Annotated in this window: 15 protein-coding genes and 3 tRNA genes; 10 read left to right on the top strand and 8 right to left on the bottom strand. The window is 57.6% G+C overall.

What is annotated here, in order from left to right:
* Positions 1-3 precede the first annotated feature (3 nt).
* From modC to HU754_RS13375, 8 genes are all read left to right on the top strand, one after another.
* Complete coding sequence (gene modC, locus HU754_RS13410) at positions 4-1,083, top strand: molybdenum ABC transporter ATP-binding protein (RefSeq protein WP_186621401.1); 1,080 nt, start codon at positions 4-6, stop codon at positions 1,081-1,083.
* A gap of 72 nt (positions 1,084-1,155) precedes the next feature.
* Positions 1,156-2,193 (top strand): DNA topoisomerase IB, encoded by a 1,038-nt coding sequence (locus HU754_RS13405; protein WP_093431046.1) that lies wholly within the window; start codon positions 1,156-1,158, stop codon positions 2,191-2,193.
* A 143-nt stretch (positions 2,194-2,336) separates the two neighbouring features.
* Positions 2,337-3,974 carry an ABC-F family ATP-binding cassette domain-containing protein gene (locus tag HU754_RS13400; RefSeq protein WP_186621399.1) on the top strand — a complete coding sequence of 546 codons (1,638 nt, stop codon included), beginning with the start codon at positions 2,337-2,339 and terminating at the stop codon, positions 3,972-3,974.
* 71 nt (positions 3,975-4,045) lie between these two features.
* The gene (locus HU754_RS13395; protein WP_186621397.1) at positions 4,046-4,276 is read left to right on the top strand and encodes a hypothetical protein; all 231 of its coding nucleotides are present in this window, start codon (positions 4,046-4,048) and stop codon (positions 4,274-4,276) included.
* A 118-nt stretch (positions 4,277-4,394) separates the two neighbouring features.
* Complete coding sequence (locus tag HU754_RS13390) at positions 4,395-4,625, top strand: hypothetical protein (RefSeq protein ID WP_008082703.1); 231 nt, start codon at positions 4,395-4,397, stop codon at positions 4,623-4,625.
* A 258-nt stretch (positions 4,626-4,883) separates the two neighbouring features.
* Positions 4,884-5,168 (top strand): hypothetical protein, encoded by a 285-nt coding sequence (locus HU754_RS13385; protein ID WP_093431037.1) that lies wholly within the window; start codon positions 4,884-4,886, stop codon positions 5,166-5,168.
* Positions 5,169-5,402: 234 nt separating this feature from the next.
* Positions 5,403-5,963 (top strand): fasciclin domain-containing protein, encoded by a 561-nt coding sequence (locus HU754_RS13380; RefSeq protein ID WP_186621395.1) that lies wholly within the window; start codon positions 5,403-5,405, stop codon positions 5,961-5,963.
* Between the two features lie 324 nt (positions 5,964-6,287).
* Positions 6,288-6,449, top strand: a complete 162-nt coding sequence (locus HU754_RS13375; RefSeq protein WP_175559572.1) for a hypothetical protein — start codon at positions 6,288-6,290, stop codon at positions 6,447-6,449.
* Positions 6,450-6,872: 423 nt separating this feature from the next.
* Here HU754_RS13375 and HU754_RS13370 read toward each other — a convergent pair.
* From HU754_RS13370 to HU754_RS13340, 7 genes are all read right to left on the bottom strand, one after another.
* A tRNA-Leu gene (locus HU754_RS13370) sits at positions 6,873-6,959 on the bottom strand.
* A 196-nt stretch (positions 6,960-7,155) separates the two neighbouring features.
* Positions 7,156-7,229 (bottom strand) — tRNA-Cys (locus HU754_RS13365).
* 47 nt (positions 7,230-7,276) lie between these two features.
* Positions 7,277-7,352 (bottom strand) — tRNA-Gly (locus tag HU754_RS13360).
* A gap of 60 nt (positions 7,353-7,412) precedes the next feature.
* Entirely contained in the window at positions 7,413-7,973 is a 561-nt protein-coding gene (gene pgsA, locus HU754_RS13355) for a CDP-diacylglycerol--glycerol-3-phosphate 3-phosphatidyltransferase (protein WP_007950102.1), read from the bottom strand.
* Positions 7,974-8,005: 32 nt separating this feature from the next.
* Complete coding sequence (gene uvrC / locus HU754_RS13350; protein ID WP_093430986.1) at positions 8,006-9,829, bottom strand: excinuclease ABC subunit UvrC; 1,824 nt, start codon at positions 9,827-9,829, stop codon at positions 8,006-8,008.
* A gap of 2 nt (positions 9,830-9,831) precedes the next feature.
* The gene (gacA, locus tag HU754_RS13345) at positions 9,832-10,473 is read right to left on the bottom strand and encodes a response regulator transcription factor GacA (protein WP_016984198.1); all 642 of its coding nucleotides are present in this window, start codon (positions 10,471-10,473) and stop codon (positions 9,832-9,834) included.
* 127 nt (positions 10,474-10,600) lie between these two features.
* Positions 10,601-11,044 carry a GNAT family N-acetyltransferase gene (locus tag HU754_RS13340; protein WP_186621393.1) on the bottom strand — a complete coding sequence of 148 codons (444 nt, stop codon included), beginning with the start codon at positions 11,042-11,044 and terminating at the stop codon, positions 10,601-10,603.
* A gap of 733 nt (positions 11,045-11,777) precedes the next feature.
* Between HU754_RS13340 and HU754_RS13335 the strand changes: the two genes are divergently transcribed.
* The gene (locus tag HU754_RS13335; RefSeq protein WP_099756426.1) at positions 11,778-12,854 is read left to right on the top strand and encodes a 3-deoxy-7-phosphoheptulonate synthase; all 1,077 of its coding nucleotides are present in this window, start codon (positions 11,778-11,780) and stop codon (positions 12,852-12,854) included.
* Between the two features lie 54 nt (positions 12,855-12,908).
* Here the strand turns inward: HU754_RS13335 and HU754_RS13330 are convergent, their stop codons facing one another.
* Positions 12,909-13,988 (bottom strand): hypothetical protein, encoded by a 1,080-nt coding sequence (locus HU754_RS13330; RefSeq protein WP_186621391.1) that lies wholly within the window; start codon positions 13,986-13,988, stop codon positions 12,909-12,911.
* Between the two features lie 335 nt (positions 13,989-14,323).
* Between HU754_RS13330 and HU754_RS13325 the strand changes: the two genes are divergently transcribed.
* Positions 14,324-15,193 carry a lipase family alpha/beta hydrolase gene (locus tag HU754_RS13325; RefSeq protein WP_186621679.1) on the top strand — a complete coding sequence of 290 codons (870 nt, stop codon included), beginning with the start codon at positions 14,324-14,326 and terminating at the stop codon, positions 15,191-15,193.
* Positions 15,194-15,273 lie beyond the last annotated feature (80 nt).

Below are 15,273 nucleotides of genomic sequence, written 5' to 3'. Positions count from 1 at the left end.
TCGATGATCGATGTGCGTTTGAAACGGGTCTATACGGGCTTCAGCCTCGATGTCGACCTGCACTTGCCGGGCCGTGGCGTGACTGCGCTTTATGGGCATTCCGGCTCGGGTAAAACCACCTGTCTGCGTTGCATTGCCGGGCTTGAGCGCGCTGAACATGGCTTCATTCAGATCAACGATGAAGTCTGGCAGGACAGCGATAACGGCATTTTCGTCCCGCCACACAAACGCGCGCTCGGCTATGTATTTCAGGAAGCCAGCCTGTTTCCGCATCTGTCGGTGCTGGCCAATTTGCAGTTCGGCCTCAAGCGCATCGCCAAGTCCCAGCGTCGGGTCGACATGGCGCAGGCCACCGAACTCTTGGGCATCGAGCATTTGCTCGAGCGTCATCCGCAGCATTTGTCGGGAGGCGAACGCCAGCGTGTCGGCATCGCCCGCGCCCTGCTGACCAGCCCGAAACTGCTGCTGATGGACGAGCCGCTGGCCGCTCTCGATAGCCAGCGCAAAAGTGAAATCCTGCCGTACCTGCAACGTCTGCACGACGAACTGGACATTCCGCTGTTGTACGTCAGTCATGCCCAGGATGAAGTGGCGCGACTGGCCGATCATCTGGTCTTGCTCAGCGAAGGCAAAGCGCTGGCCAGCGGCCCGATTGGCGAAACCCTCGCACGTCTTGATCTGCCGATGGCGATGGGCGATGACGCCGGGGTGATCATTGAAGGGCAGGTCAGCGCCTACGATGCGCAATATCAACTGCTGAGCCTGCAATTGCCGGCCACCGAGATGAGCATCCGTGTGACGCACGCGCCGATGGAACCGGGTCAGACCCTGCGCTGCAAAGTACACGCGCGGGATATCAGCCTGAGCCTGCAGAACAGCGAATTCAGCAGCATCCTCAATCGACTGCCGGTGACGGTGGTCAGCGAACAATCGGCGGACAACGCCGCCCACGTGTTGATTCGCCTTGATGCTGGCGGCACTCCGCTGCTCGCGCGTATTACACGCTATTCCCGGGACCAGTTGGGCGTGCATCCGGGCCAGCATTTATGGGCGCAGATCAAAGCGGTCGCAGTCCTCGCTTAAATCATTCGGCACCACGGCAACGGCGTGCGGTCAATCGTTTTACAGACCGCCGCGCCATCAAAGGAAACTGCCATGCCCGACACCGTGCTGACTGCCGACCTGCCATCCGACCTGCATTACGTCGACGACACCCAGCCCGGTATCACCCGCAAGAAGCTGCGTGGCAAGTTCAGCTATTTCGAGCCGTCCGGCCAGCGCATCAGTGATCCGGATGAAATCAAACGCATCAATGCCCTTGCCGTACCACCCGCCTATACCGATGTGTGGATCTGTCCGGATCCGCGCGGTCATCTGCAAGCCACCGGCCGTGATGCCCGTGGCCGCAAGCAATATCGCTATCACGCGCGCTGGCGCGAAGTGCGCGATGCCGACAAGTATTCGCGCCTGCGTGAGTTCGGTCTCGCGTTGCCGAAACTGCGCAAGCAACTGGAGGCGCTATTGGCCGCGCCCGGCTTCAGTCGTGACAAGGTCATGGCGACGGTGATCACCCTGCTCGACGCCACATTGATCCGGGTCGGCAATACGCAATACGCCCGCGACAACCGTTCCTACGGCCTGACCACCCTGCGCAGCCGACATGTCGAAGTCAACGGCAGCGCGATCCTCTTCCAGTTTCGCGGCAAAAGCGGCATCGAACACCAGATCACCGTCAAGGATCGGCGTCTGGCGCGCATCATCAAGCGTTGCCTGGAGATTCCCGGGCAGAACCTGTTTCAGTATCTGGATGAAAACGGTGAGCGACACACCGTCAGTTCTTCCGACGTCAACGCCTACCTGCAAACCCTGACCGGCGCCGATTTCACCGCCAAGGATTACCGTACCTGGGCCGGCAGTGCCTTGGCGCTGGCGGTGTTGCGCGAGTTGCAATGGGAATCCGAGACCGAGGCCAAGCGGCATGTGGTGGAGATGGTCAAAGGCGTCGCCAAGCAGCTGGGCAACACCCCGGCGGTGTGCCGAAAATGCTACATCCACCCCGCCGTGGTGGAGAAATTCATGCTCGGCGCCCTCGCTGAACTGCCTCGCCCGCGCGTGCGCAAAGGCCTGCGTGCGGAGGAAGTGGCACTGGCGATGTTTCTCGAGCGAATGAGCGAGATGACCGATGCATCTTGATCCGCAAGGGAGCGTCATCTAGGCTAGCGACCTCTCCTCCTTCGGACGACCGCAGCAGTGAACAATCCAGCCTTCTAAAAATGTAATCGCGACACGCCGTTCTCGGCGCTTGTCAGTTTTCACGACATTTTTTGGAGGTGCCGATGACTCACGTCTCGCGTACACCCGCACTCGTTTCCCTGAATCAACTGGGCTTTCAGTTCGCCAATGGCGCAACACTGTTTGAAGACCTGAACCTGACTTTCGATCATCAACCGACTGCGATCGTCGGGCGCAATGGTGTTGGCAAAAGCGTGCTTGCACGTTTGATTGCCGGGCAATTACAACCCGGCACCGGCAGCGTGGCACGCTCGGTTTGCGTGCATTACGTCGCACAAACGTTCATCGCCACACCCGGGCAAACCGTCGCCGATGCAACGGGGACGGCCCCGGCGCTCAGCGCACTGGAGCGACTAAGATGCGGTGGTGCCACTGCGCACGACTTCGACCTCATCGATGAACGCTGGGATCTGGCCGAACGCTTGCGCCAGATGCTCGATGGGGCCGGGCTGACCGACCTCACCGGGTCGGATCTGACGGAGCACCTCAGTGGTGGCCAGCAAGCCAGAATCGCTTTGATCGGCGCACTGCTGAGTCAGGCGCCATTGCTGGTGCTCGACGAGCCCACCAATCACCTCGACAGCGCCGGTCGGCAATGGCTGATGAGCCTGCTTGAGCGCTGGCGTGGCGGCCTGATTATCGTCAGTCACGACCGCCAGCTTCTGGAGCAGATGCAGCGAATTGTCGAACTCACGGCGTTGGGAGTAACAGTTTTCAGCGGAAGGTTTTCGGATTTCACCGAGCAACGCAGGATCCATCAACAGGCGGCGCAGGCACAGCTCGATCAGGCCCGTATCGAACGTCAGCGCGAACGTACGCGGCTGCAACGCGAGCACGACACGATCCAGCGCCACGCGGCCGGCAGCCGTCGCCACGCACAAAGTGCCAACGTTTCGGGCTTCGAGCGGGCAGCGTTGAAAGCCGCTGCGCGGGACATCATAGGGCAGGTAAAAGTCGGCCACCAGGCACGCAAGGCCGATCTGGATCAGCGTGTTCGCGAGGCGTACGAAAACGTCCTGCCCGCCGACGGCGTGCTGATCAATCTGCCGGGCAGCGTGGTGCCGAGCAATCGGCGGGTGTGCACGCTGATCGACGCGTGCTTGCCATGGTTACCGGCAGATGCGCCCACCACCCGCCTTGACCTCGCCATTCAAGGGCCGATGCGCATCGCTGTCAGCGGTCACAACGGTTGTGGCAAATCGACGCTGTTGAAATTGCTGGCAGGTGAATGGGCGCCGGTAAGTGGCGAGTGCATCACGCACGTGCCTTTTGCCTTTCTTGACCAACAACTGAAGCTGCTGGATGAGCACACATCGATTGTCGATCAGTTGCAGGCACAGCAAACACTTTTGAGCGAAGGTGAGTTGCGCAGCTTTCTCGCTCATCTGCAACTCGACGCACAACGCGTTAACCGCCCGTGCGCCTCACTCAGTGGCGGCGAACGCTTGAAAGCAGCCCTTGCGCTGGCGTTGTGGCGCCAGACGCCCGCACAATTACTGCTGCTGGATGAGCCGACCAATCATCTGGACCTGGCGTCGGTGCACGCTTTCGAACACGCCTTGCAGGCATTTCCCGGAGCGATTGTCGCGGTTTCCCACGATCAAGCGTTTTTACAGGCGTTAAACCCAAGCCATTGTTTGACCTGGCACCCCGAAGGCTGGCGCTGGCAACCGACGAGCTGACCTGCCTATTTTTTGCACGATTGCCGAGGGCTTCTATAGTTGATCTGACACGAATCAGCTGCGGTGACGCCATGGAAGACATTTTCGTCGTGAAGCGTTGCAACAAGATCATTATTTACGGTCGACGTGCCGAAGACAGCCAGCATGATCCCGCCAAAGCCACTAGCTGGTTTCGCATCTGCGACACACGTACTGGCGGTTTCATCGGCGATGGCTACGACACGGAGGGTGAAGCACGAGGTGAATGCAGACGCCTCAACGCAGCGAGTTCCCCATCAGCGGCCCGCCAGTCTTCAGGCTGATGCCGATCAGAAGCGGGTCTATACTGAAACCAGCTGAAGGAGCAGCGCCCCACGGCAGAAGGCTCGCAACACGCGGGCTTTTTGCTGCAGCCCAGGTTTCATAGAACGGAGGTGTTCAATGTCCGAAAAAGAGTCCATCACCACCCTCCTCACCCTGCTCGACGCTCGACAAGCGCGCCTCGCCGCCGCTTGCAAAGAGATCGCCGACTGGGTCGATCACCAAGGTGGACACCCCACCGCCCTGCGCATCCGAGACCGGCTGAACGACATCGAGAAGGATGCTCCGCTGATTCGCAACACGCTGTCGGCGCTAAAGCCTGTTGATCGGCCACTGCCTCGGTTCAGATGACCTCGACCCGGCCAGGGTGTCAGGAATTTGCTCATTAGCGGTGACACAGGAGTCACCGCGCTTGTGTCTGCCCGTAATGTCTATTTTTCCAGTTTTTCACGTGACGACTGCATCTGCGCGACGACAGTGAAATCACTCCTTTGCAAAGTAACGCCCTCTCCCGCCCGCATGTGGGTGTTTTTTTGGCCAGCGCCCAAATGGCGAACGGTTACCGTGCGTGAGTTGTCATAACTTATACATGTCGCATAGGAGACAGTTATGGTTATCCATTTCAACGTCGACGGGCATCTGGCCTGCGGCCATAAAGGCAAACAACTGTCGGCAAGCCGCGAACTCAATCGCGTGAAGTGCCGCAGTTGCCGCAATACCGATGCCTACAAACAGGCGCGAAAGGATCAGCGCAACGCCACCCGTCGCATGGCCCGTCAGGCCAAAACCTCCCACGGCGCAACCAACTGGCGCGCAGAGTGGATCGAGCGCCTGACTGCAATGGCCGGTCTTCAGCGCTTGCCTCGCGGCTTTAGCGGGCAAGCATTCGTCTAGCACTGCGTATAAGCAAGGCACAAAAAAGGCCTGCATGAGGAAACTCATGCAGGCCTTTGCTATTCAGGGTGGCCGAAGCGGTACGCCTTTATGAGCGACCACCAGCACCAGGACAAAAGCCTGACACGGGCAGCACTCACAAAATCATTTCAACAACCGATGCATCCATTTTGATCGCTGGCTCGTAGATTCAATACCCTCACTCGGAGGGCACAAGAGCCAAGGAGATACATCATGCATGCCTTTTACAAAAAAATTGCTGCAGCAGCCTGCTTCGCCATTCTCTGTGTAACTGCAACGCTCAGCTTTGCCGCCGACTTGGTGATGGTCGGAGGCGCAGCGATGTACCCCACTAAAACCATCGTTGAGAACGCAGTCAACTCGAAGGATCACACGACACTTGTAGCGGCGGTCAAGGCTGCCGGGCTGGTTGATACGCTCAACAGCAAAGGTCCATTCACCGTCTTCGCTCCGACAAACGAAGCGTTTGCGAAGCTTCCGGCAGGCACCGTCGACACGCTGGTAAAGCCTGAACACAAAGCCGATCTGACCAAAATCCTGACCTACCATGTTGTGCCCGGCACTCACACATCTGCACAAATAATGGCCGAGGCCAAAAAGAACGGCGGCACCGTTATGCTGAAAACCGTTCAAGGTGAGTCGCTGAGTATCAAGCTGTACGAAGGCAAGCTATGGGTGGTGGACGCCAAAGGCGGTAAGGCAAGTATCAGCATCGCAGACGTGATGCAGTCAAACGGCGTGATCCACGTTGTCGACTCTGTCTTGATGCCTTAAACGCGCCTGGTTCCCGGCGGACGCACAGTTTGCCGGGTGCTAATACCCGAACAGGCACTTCACAAGCGGGTTCAGCATTGAGCAAATGGTTTTGTCTGGCGGTTGCGCGGCGATACAGCGAATGTTTTACGAACGAAATTTCAAATAACCCAGCCAACTCGGGAGGGTCTTTTGGTTGCTCGCTGATTTCCAGATACCGCCTGACTCGTGAGCCTCGCTGTAGCACAACCGAGGCGCTGAAGGATGAATATACGTTCATCGAAAACATGGCTCGATGCGTCTAGGCTGCGGGTTCCGACATAGTGACTACAGGAGTAACCCACCATGTTCTCGCACGAAAGCATCCCGCTTGTGGCCATCTTCATCATCATGCTCATCGGCGTGCTTGTGGCCTTCCTGCATCCGGTGCACGCGTTCTTTAGCTGGCTTCGGAGACGAAGTGAAAAAACTTCGTCTCGTTCTCCGAAAGAAGCGGATTCGCGCTGAACTCTTCCCTAAAAGCCCGGCTACGTCCGGGCATCTTTTCGTAACGCCATGCAGCTTGCAGATATTAGCCGCTGGGCAATCGAGAGATTTGGATGAAACTGCGAGCTATGACAACCGCCTCGTATCAAACCGCTGGCACACCACCTGAATGCATTCCCCTCCGCGCCCAACGGCAACCAGCGGAACGGATGGCTTAAGGCTGAGTTTCAGAGGCAAGATTTGCGCGCCAAGGCAGGTACAGACAAGGCAGAGTCCAGCGTGAGATTTTGCAGGCGGGGAATCAACTTGAGTGTACGACCGTGATAATGACCGAGCCATACATCAGGAATCGCAAGGGCAAACAGCAATGCCAACCAAATGATTGCGGACCAGAAACAAACAAGGGCTTGCATCAGCTTTCGCCCGCAAACCCTTGATTTAAGATGGTGCCCGAAGCCGGAATCGAACCGGCACGCCCTTACGAGCGGGGGATTTTAAGTCCCATGCGTCTACCAGTTTCGCCATTCGGGCGGTAGCGCGGTGCTGCTGTCTTCTGCTGCCCAGTCGCGATCCTGACAGGATCCAGCCTTGAACAACAGTGCGGGAAATATATACATCACTTCCCGGTGAAGCAAGTTTGCAATGACCGTTTTTCAAGACTAAATCTTGCGGTACTTTGCAAATAAAAAAGCTCCGTAAATCATGGATCTACGGAGCTTATTTATAGTGGAGGCCGAGGTCGGAATCGAACCGGCGTAGGTGGATTTGCAATCCACTGCATAACCATTTTGCTACTCGGCCTCAAAGTATCTGCTGTCAGTAGCACAACAACAAACACTGTACAAACTTGGAGCGGGAAACGAGACTCGAACTCGCGACCCCGACCTTGGCAAGGTCGTGCTCTACCAACTGAGCTATTCCCGCTTGGTGATGCGCATTCTATAGAATTAAGAAGCTCCGTCAACCCCTTGATTCAAAAAAGTTTTATTTCTTTTCAACATCAGTCTTCAGGTGCGGCCAGGCGGCGCGCAGGTACTGCACCATCGACCACAAGGTCAGGCCGGCAGAGACCATCAGCAAGGCATAACCCAAGATAACCCAGAAACTGAAGTCCTTCGGGTTGGCCAACAGAATGACCAGCGCAAGCATCTGCGCCGCGGTTTTCCACTTGCCCAGATTTGAAACGGCTACGTGGGCACGAGCACCAAGCTCGGCCATCCATTCACGCAATGCCGACACCACGATCTCGCGACCGATGATGACAGCAGCCGGCAGAGTGAGCCAGAGATTGCCGTGTTCTTGAACGAGCAGCACCAGTGCCACCGCAACCATGAGCTTGTCGGCTACCGGATCGAGAAACGCCCCGAACGGAGTGCTTTGCTCCAGACGGCGAGCCAGATAACCGTCCAGCCAATCCGTCGCTGCCGCAAAGGCAAACACCGAGGCGGAGGCCATGTAACTCCACTGATAAGGCAGATAGAACAGCAAAATGAAGATCGGAATGAGCAGGACGCGTAGAACGGTAATCAGATTAGGGATATTCATCGGCACAACTGGCTACGAGGTGAAGGGGCATTCTACTCGCTATGCAGGTTCGCATAAATCGACTCTGCGAGCTTTTTACTGATCCCCGGGGCTTTGGCGATCTCTTCGATGCTTGCACGAGTCAGCTCCTGCAATCCACCAAAATGTTTCAACAAGTCGCGACGTCGGGTCGGCCCAACGCCGGCAACGCCTTCCAGCGTTGACGTACGGCGGGTTTTGCCTCGGCGTGCGCGGTGTCCGGTAATCGCGAAGCGGTGCGCCTCATCGCGAATCTGTTGAATCAAGTGCAGCGCCGGCGAGTCGCCACGCAAGGTGAACTCATGCGCCGCATCATTCAGATACAACGTTTCGAAGCCCGCCTTGCGAGTAGCGCCTTTGGCAACACCGAGCAGAATCAGATCTGGTACGGCCAACTCGTTGAGAACATCGCGAGCCATCGACAGCTGGCCCTTGCCACCGTCCACCAGCAAGATGTCTGGCAACTTGCCCTCGCCTTCCTTGAGTTTGCTGAAGCGTCGCGTCAAGGCCTGATGCATGGCGGCATAGTCGTCACCCGCCGTGACCCCTTCGATGTTATAGCGCCGGTAGTCCGACTTGATCGCGCCTTCCGGGCCAAAGACCACACAGGAAGCAACCGTCGCCTCACCGCTGGAATGGCTGATGTCGTAGCATTCCAGGCGCTGCGGCGGTTCATCGAGATTCAACACTTCGGCCAAGGCTTCAAAGCGCGCGGCGGTGTGTTGGCGGTTGGCCAGGCGTGCGCCCAACGCCTGCTCGGCGTTGGTGACGGCCAGTTGCTGCCAGCGTGCCCGCGTACCGCGCACCCGGTGACTGATGGCAAGCTCGCGACCACGCAACTCATGGATCGCTTCGATCAACGTTGGAAAATCTTCATGCACCACGTTGACGATCAGTTCGCTCGGCAAATCGCGCTCAGGGCTGCTGATGAAATACTGGCCAAGAAACGCGGCCATGACTTCCGACACGTCCTCCTCGATGCCGACTTGCGGAAAGAAATTCTTGCTCCCCAACACGCGCCCGCCACGCACACTGATCAGGTGCACGCAGGCGCCACCCGGGTTGACGAATGCCGCGATGACATCGATGTCCCCTGTGCCGCCTTCCATGCTTTGTTGATCCTGAACCCTGCGCAGCAGCGCGATCTGGTCACGCAACTCGGCGGCTCGTTCGAACTCCAGGTTGATCGCCGCCTCCTCCATCGCCGTGGACAGCTCGTTGGTCAGCGCGTGACTGCGCCCCTCAAGAAACATGACCGAGTGGCGCACGTCTTCGGCATACACGTCAGGCTCGACCAGCCCCACGCAAGGCGCCTTGCAGCGCTTGATCTGATACTGCAGACATGGACGGGTACGGTTCTTGTAGTAGCTGTCTTCACACTGCCGAACGAAGAAGGTCTTTTGCAGCAGACTCAGGCTTTCACGTATGGCGCCGGCACTCGGATAGGGACCGAAGTACTTGCCCTTGGCCTTTTTGGCCCCGCGATGAATGCTCAGGCGCGGAAACTGGCCGTCGGACAGAAACACATAGGGATAGGATTTGTCGTCGCGCAGCAGGATATTGTACGGCGGTCGCCACTCCTTGATCAGCGTCTGCTCAAGCAGCAGCGCTTCGGTTTCGTTGGCGGTGATGGTCGTTTCGACCTGCGCAATGCGCCCCACCAACGCGGCAGTCTTCGGCGCCAGGCCGGTTTTGCGAAAGTAGCTGGCCAGGCGTTTTTTCAGGTTCTTGGCCTTGCCCACGTACAACAGGCGTGCATCGCTGTCGAACATGCGATAGACGCCTGGGCGCCCGCTGACTGTCGACAGAAACGCGCCGGAATCGAATGTTTCAGTCATGGTCAGAGGCTGGCATCAACCATGCCGTGACGAACCGCCAACAGGGTCAACTCGACATCGCTGCTGATCGAAAGCTTCTCGAAAATACGATAGCGGTAGGTGTTCACGGTTTTCGGCGACAGGCACAATTTGTCGGAAATGATCTGAACCTTCTGACAGCCGACAATCATCAAGGCGATCTGAATTTCGCGCTCGGACAAGGCATCGAAGGGAGAGTCGTTGGAGGGCTGGAAGGATTTGATCGCCAATTGCTGGGCAATCTGCGGACTGATATAGCGTTGGCCGGCAAATACCAGGCGAATCGCCTGGACCATTTCCGGCAAACCCGCGCCCTTGGTCAGATAACCCGCAGCACCGGCCTGCAACAAGCGTGTCGGGAAAGGATCCTCCTCACACACCGTGACCGCGACCACCTTGATATCCGGATGACTGCGCAACAGTTTGCGCGTGGCTTCCAGGCCGCCGATGCCAGGCATCTTGACGTCCATCAGCACCACATCGGGCTTCAACTCTCGGGCCTTGATCAGGGACTCTTCCCCGGATTCGGCCTGGCCAACCACCTGCAAGCCATCGATATCGGCCAGCATACGTGTAATGCCTGTACGAACGAGATCATGGTCATCGACCACTAGCACCCTAATCAAGCAGACACCTCGCGATATGGTCATATTGGGATGCCGGACACCTTAGCAAAAAGTGCCACGCAGACCTAGCGGAAAGCGTCATTTAAAAAGTTTCAATTCATCATTGAAGGCTTGCCGGCCGTGGGTTTCAGAGCACATGTGTACTGATATCAAGCTGCATTCGCAGAAAACACTCGTCCGCGCCCTGAACCTGTAGTCCTTTTCTCTCATACAAGTTTCTCGCCGGATTATTTTCAAATACGGTCAGGCGTAGAGCCGGGCGTCTTTCTTTGCGGACCATGTCGATAACCTGATCGATCGCCCAAGAACCAGCACCCTGCCCCTGATACGTTTCAGCAATTTGCAGTTCACGAATGTACAGCGCGCGCATATCCCGACTGAGACTGAGAAAGCCCACTGGCACATCACCCTTCACTATCAGCCAGTTTTGCCGCCCCAACCATGCCACGTCGAACGCTTCGTCCTGCCATGGCAGGTCATGGCGAATGTAGTAGCGCAGCATGTTCTGACAGGTAAGATCACGGGCAAACGCCAGATCTTCTGGAACCGCCAATCGTAAGTGGAATGTCATCAGGCTTGCACAACAGGAACAATTCGCCCCAGCCACGCACCCACGACGCGCTCGGCCTTGACCAACAGATCATCGGCAATGAGCAGAGACTGAGCAGCAGCAATGTTTTGTGTCGACACGGTTCATCCTTGGTCATCAAGCGAAGTGCAGAATGTCACAACTCCAGCGCGACGCTAGCAATAGATGTTTTGTTGATTACGCGATAGCAATTTCTGATTGCTGAGGCGTATCGCCCTCTAGTAAGCTCGGCCCATTCATTGGAGACAGACCATGTTCAACGCCCTCTCACAGCTTCGTACCGCCAGCGCCTTGCGCTCGGTTGCGGCTGCCCGGGTGAATGACGTTTGCGCTCCGGTCAGCTTTTATTTTGGGTATTGGTTTAGCCACTGGCGCGCCTGATACCCAAACGGCGCCCATAACAACGGGTCGCCTACCAGAGAATTCTCAACCCCCGGTCGGCCTCCCGACCGGGGGTTTTGTTTTTTCAGCCCCAACCTTTTAAGCAACACACCAGACACTTTGAGGATTCACGAAATGAACTACGCCACTTATTACCGTTACGACAGCTTTAACGCCTGGCGATTTACCAGCTTCCGCTCGGGACAGCCTGCCGCCTCCGATCGGTCACCTACAGGTGGCAAGCACACACACGTAGCCAATACGGCCAATTGTCGAACACCCCAGTAGGGCCGAGCGAGCGGGAGAACCCGCCGCCAGCCCAGGAAGACCGAATATGAACTCGTCCGTTTCTGCTCTGCCGCTGTCCACTCTGAATCCTGCCAACGAAGCATTGACTCTGCGTCTGCCCAGCTCGTTGCAACTCAAACAGCAATTGCCCCTGAGCAATGCCTTGAGTCAGCAAGTCACCGCCCACCGTCAGGCGGTTCGCGCCATTCTCAACGGCCAGGATCAGCGCCTGCTGGTCATCGTCGGGCCCTGCTCTATCCATGATCCGCAATCCGCACTCGAATACGCTGGCAAGCTCGCTCGACTGGCTGAAGAAGTCAGCGGCGAAATGTTGTTGGTGATGCGAGCCTATGTCGAAAAACCGCGCACCACGGTCGGCTGGAAAGGTCTGGCCTACGACCCGCATCTGGATGGCAGTGATGACATGGCTGGCGGTCTCACGCTTTCGCGCGAGCTGATGCTGGAAATGATCCGCCTCGGTTTGCCGGTGGCCACCGAGCTGCTGCAACCCATGGCTGCCGGCTACTTCGATGACCTGCTGAGCTGGGTGGCCATTGGCGCGCGTACCACTGAATCGCAGATCCATCGGGAGATGGCCAGTGGATTGGGCATGCCCGTCGGCTTCAAGAACGGCACCGACGGCGGTGCCGCCATTGCGGTGGACGCCATGCGTTCGGCAGCCCATCCGCACCGGCATTTCGGCGTCGATAGTCAGGGCCATCCAGCCATCATTCAAACGCCCGGCAACCCCGACACCCACTTGGTTCTGCGCGGCGGCCATAAAGGGCCGAACCATGATCGCGAGAGTGTGGCCAAAATCCATGCCGACCTGGATCGCCTGAAGATTCCGAGCCGGATCATGGTCGATTGCAGCCACGCCAACAGTGGCAAGGACCCGCTACGCCAGCCTGGCGTCTTCAACGAAGTGCTTGAGCAACGCCTGCAAGGTGACCGTTCTCTGATCGGCATGATGATCGAGTCTCACCTGTTCGAGGGCTGCCAGCCGCTGAGCGAATCCCTGCGTTACGGGGTTTCGATTACCGATGGCTGCCTCGGTTTCAGCGCAACGGAGCGTTTGCTGCTGGACGCATCTCAACGCCTCAGTACACAGACAAAAGGCTGATTATCCGGCCAGCCCCGCGGATTTATTGCAAACCGCAGGGCTGGTCACGCCGCGTTACCCCTCCACTCGCACCTGTGTGGCCGCAGACGTCTGACTGACATCGTCCAGACGTTCAACCGTGTAGGCCACCCGCACGGTCGTGCCATGGTGCTCACGCCAGAATCGGTGCGGCACAATGAAGATCAGCGGCTTCCCCGCCGTCTCCCGAGTGATTTCACGGTCATCCCGATGATTGAACAGTTCCCCGTCGCACTTGAGATAGACCAACTCGCCTTCCTGCGTCCGGGCATTACCGATCACGATGGTGACGCCATCGACGGAGTCCTCTTTCAACAGCACGCAGTCTTCAGCTTCAAGTACATCGGGAGCCTCAAGCTCTCCCCGCAGGAACGGGGTAACGAGAATTCTTGCCGCCTCGGACTCGCGAATGACTCCGCCCGCCTGCTCGACCTGATAGCGCACCACCACCTCGCCGCCGAGATGAGCAGCGATGTGCGCCCCTTCAACCCAGAATGACAGTACGTCTGCGACAGCAAAGGCTTCGACCTTCAAGCTGTCGCTGAACGTTGCGGACAATGCGTCAGCGCCCCACAGCAACGTGACTCGATCCCCCGCCGCCATTCGGGCATAAGGCTGGAGCACGATAAGCGTGCCGTCCGGCACCCGCGCCGGATCCAGCGCCCCTCCGATGGCCCCCTCGACAATCGGTGCAAGCAATTGTTGCCGGACATCACCCACGGACAAATGCACACGGGCAGACACCGCCGGTTCAGCCGAGCGCGCACTGAGCAGTTTCCAGTAGACCGCCAGCGAACCGCCATCCAGTGCAGCGATGTGCAGGCCTTTGATCACGAAAACGATGTCTTTGCCGACCTGGGCTTCGCTGATATAGCGAACCATTTCATGCTGATAAGCAAAGCCCTCTATGTCCAGACCGTCCCAACTCAAGAGCAACTGATCGCCGCAGCTCATGTTTGCATAAGGAGCAATACGGACAACGACCTTGCCCAGCGATGGATCAAGCACCGCCCCCTTCAGACTATCAACGATTGCCGCTGGCAGCAGTTCGTTCGAAACACAGGGGCTGGCGGGGTGGCGCATCCGGTAGCAAAACTCGACTTCGTGCGTGTGCATTAGTGGCTCCATTCCTTGGAAAGAACGCCGCTTTCATGGGCGGCGTCGACAGCCAACATTGAACGCTATTGCGCACACTTTCGATGTCAGCCTCAGCCGCCGCGAACACCCGGCAAAGGCCTCCCACCGGGTAGGCAAACTACGCAAAAACGCCATCAACCGAGCGAAAGATGTCCTCAACTTCCGATTCGGATTTCATAAGTATCTGAAAATTCGTACAGCCACTAGTCCAGATTCAACGGCCAAGAGAAGCCCCTTCTTACTTCTTCAACGGGATGAGTGTTTTAGAGTGGCCTCCGGATTCCCCGATGAACTTCTGCGAAAAAGGTAAGAACATGCAACGGAATGCTTCAACTCGCTATCCCGTCCTGTTGGTACATGGCCTGTTCGGATTCGAGCGCATCGGTCACTTCGAGCTGTTCCATGACGTAAAGGACGCTCTGAAAACGGCCGGCAGCCGAGTGTTTGTTCCGCACCTTTCTGCCACCCATAAAAACGAAACCAGGGGTGAACAATTACTTGCACAGATTGATCGTGTCTTGCGAGGCACAGGTGCAGACAAAGTCAACCTCATAGGACACAGTCAGGGAGCACTGGCTGCTCGATACGCTGCAGCGCTCGCGCCACACGCCGTCGCTTCCGTAACCTCTGTCAGCGGCCCGAATCACGGTTCGGAACTGGCCGACTTTCTGCGTAAGGCCCTGATACCCGGGCGGCTGCCGGAGGTCGTCGCCCAAAATATAGCGACGCTATTTGCCGATTTTCTATCGTTGCTCAGTGGCAGTGTCACCTTGCCGCAGAACGCAATGGCGGCGCTCAATGCACTGACGACCGAAGGCGTAGGCGAGTTCAACGACAAGTTTCCGCAGGGATTGCCCAGCACTTGGGGCGGACAAGGCCCGGAACAGGTCAACGGCGTACGCTATTACTCATGGAGCGGCGTCCTGCCGGCCAACAGCCCGTCGACACTCGATCCAACCCAAAGCATTTGCCACGCGTTATCGCAGTACTTCATGACCGAAACGCAGCAGAATGACGGCTTCGTTGGCCGCTTCAGTTCTCACTTGGGGCAAGTGATCCGCTCCGACTACCCGCTGGACCATCTGGGCAGCCTGCGCCGCACGGCCACCACGGCAACCGCACTGCCCGACCCGATTGAGCTGTACGTCGAACATGCTGAACGTTTGCGAGCCGCGAATCTCTGATCAAGGCCACGGACAATCGAACGGAACTTTGCCGAGAATTCGCCCACTGAATCCGGTAGGCTCCACACTTTTACTGAAAT

The sequence above is a fragment of the Pseudomonas zeae genome (assembly GCF_014268485.2).
In the GTDB taxonomy this organism is placed as follows: Bacteria; Pseudomonadota; Gammaproteobacteria; order Pseudomonadales; family Pseudomonadaceae; genus Aquipseudomonas; species Aquipseudomonas neuropathica.
Note: the sequence above shows the minus strand (reverse complement) of the source record. Positions and strands in the feature narration are given on the sequence as shown.

Coding starts and splice junctions, on each gene's coding strand:
- modC (WP_186621401.1), top strand. CDS start 4: ATGATCGATGTGCGTTTGAAACGGGTCTATACGGGCTTCAGCCTCGAT.
- HU754_RS13405 (WP_093431046.1), top strand. CDS start 1,156: ATGCCCGACACCGTGCTGACTGCCGACCTGCCATCCGACCTGCATTAC.
- HU754_RS13400 (WP_186621399.1), top strand. CDS start 2,337: ATGACTCACGTCTCGCGTACACCCGCACTCGTTTCCCTGAATCAACTG.
- HU754_RS13395 (WP_186621397.1), top strand. CDS start 4,046: ATGGAAGACATTTTCGTCGTGAAGCGTTGCAACAAGATCATTATTTAC.
- HU754_RS13390 (WP_008082703.1), top strand. CDS start 4,395: ATGTCCGAAAAAGAGTCCATCACCACCCTCCTCACCCTGCTCGACGCT.
- HU754_RS13385 (WP_093431037.1), top strand. CDS start 4,884: ATGGTTATCCATTTCAACGTCGACGGGCATCTGGCCTGCGGCCATAAA.
- HU754_RS13380 (WP_186621395.1), top strand. CDS start 5,403: ATGCATGCCTTTTACAAAAAAATTGCTGCAGCAGCCTGCTTCGCCATT.
- HU754_RS13375 (WP_175559572.1), top strand. CDS start 6,288: ATGTTCTCGCACGAAAGCATCCCGCTTGTGGCCATCTTCATCATCATG.
- pgsA (WP_007950102.1), bottom strand. CDS start 7,973: ATGAATATCCCTAATCTGATTACCGTTCTACGCGTCCTGCTCATTCCG.
- uvrC (WP_093430986.1), bottom strand. CDS start 9,829: ATGACTGAAACATTCGATTCCGGCGCGTTTCTGTCGACAGTCAGCGGG.
- HU754_RS13340 (WP_186621393.1), bottom strand. CDS start 11,044: ATGACATTCCACTTACGATTGGCGGTTCCAGAAGATCTGGCGTTTGCC.
- HU754_RS13335 (WP_099756426.1), top strand. CDS start 11,778: ATGAACTCGTCCGTTTCTGCTCTGCCGCTGTCCACTCTGAATCCTGCC.
- HU754_RS13330 (WP_186621391.1), bottom strand. CDS start 13,988: ATGCACACGCACGAAGTCGAGTTTTGCTACCGGATGCGCCACCCCGCC.
- HU754_RS13325 (WP_186621679.1), top strand. CDS start 14,324: ATGCAACGGAATGCTTCAACTCGCTATCCCGTCCTGTTGGTACATGGC.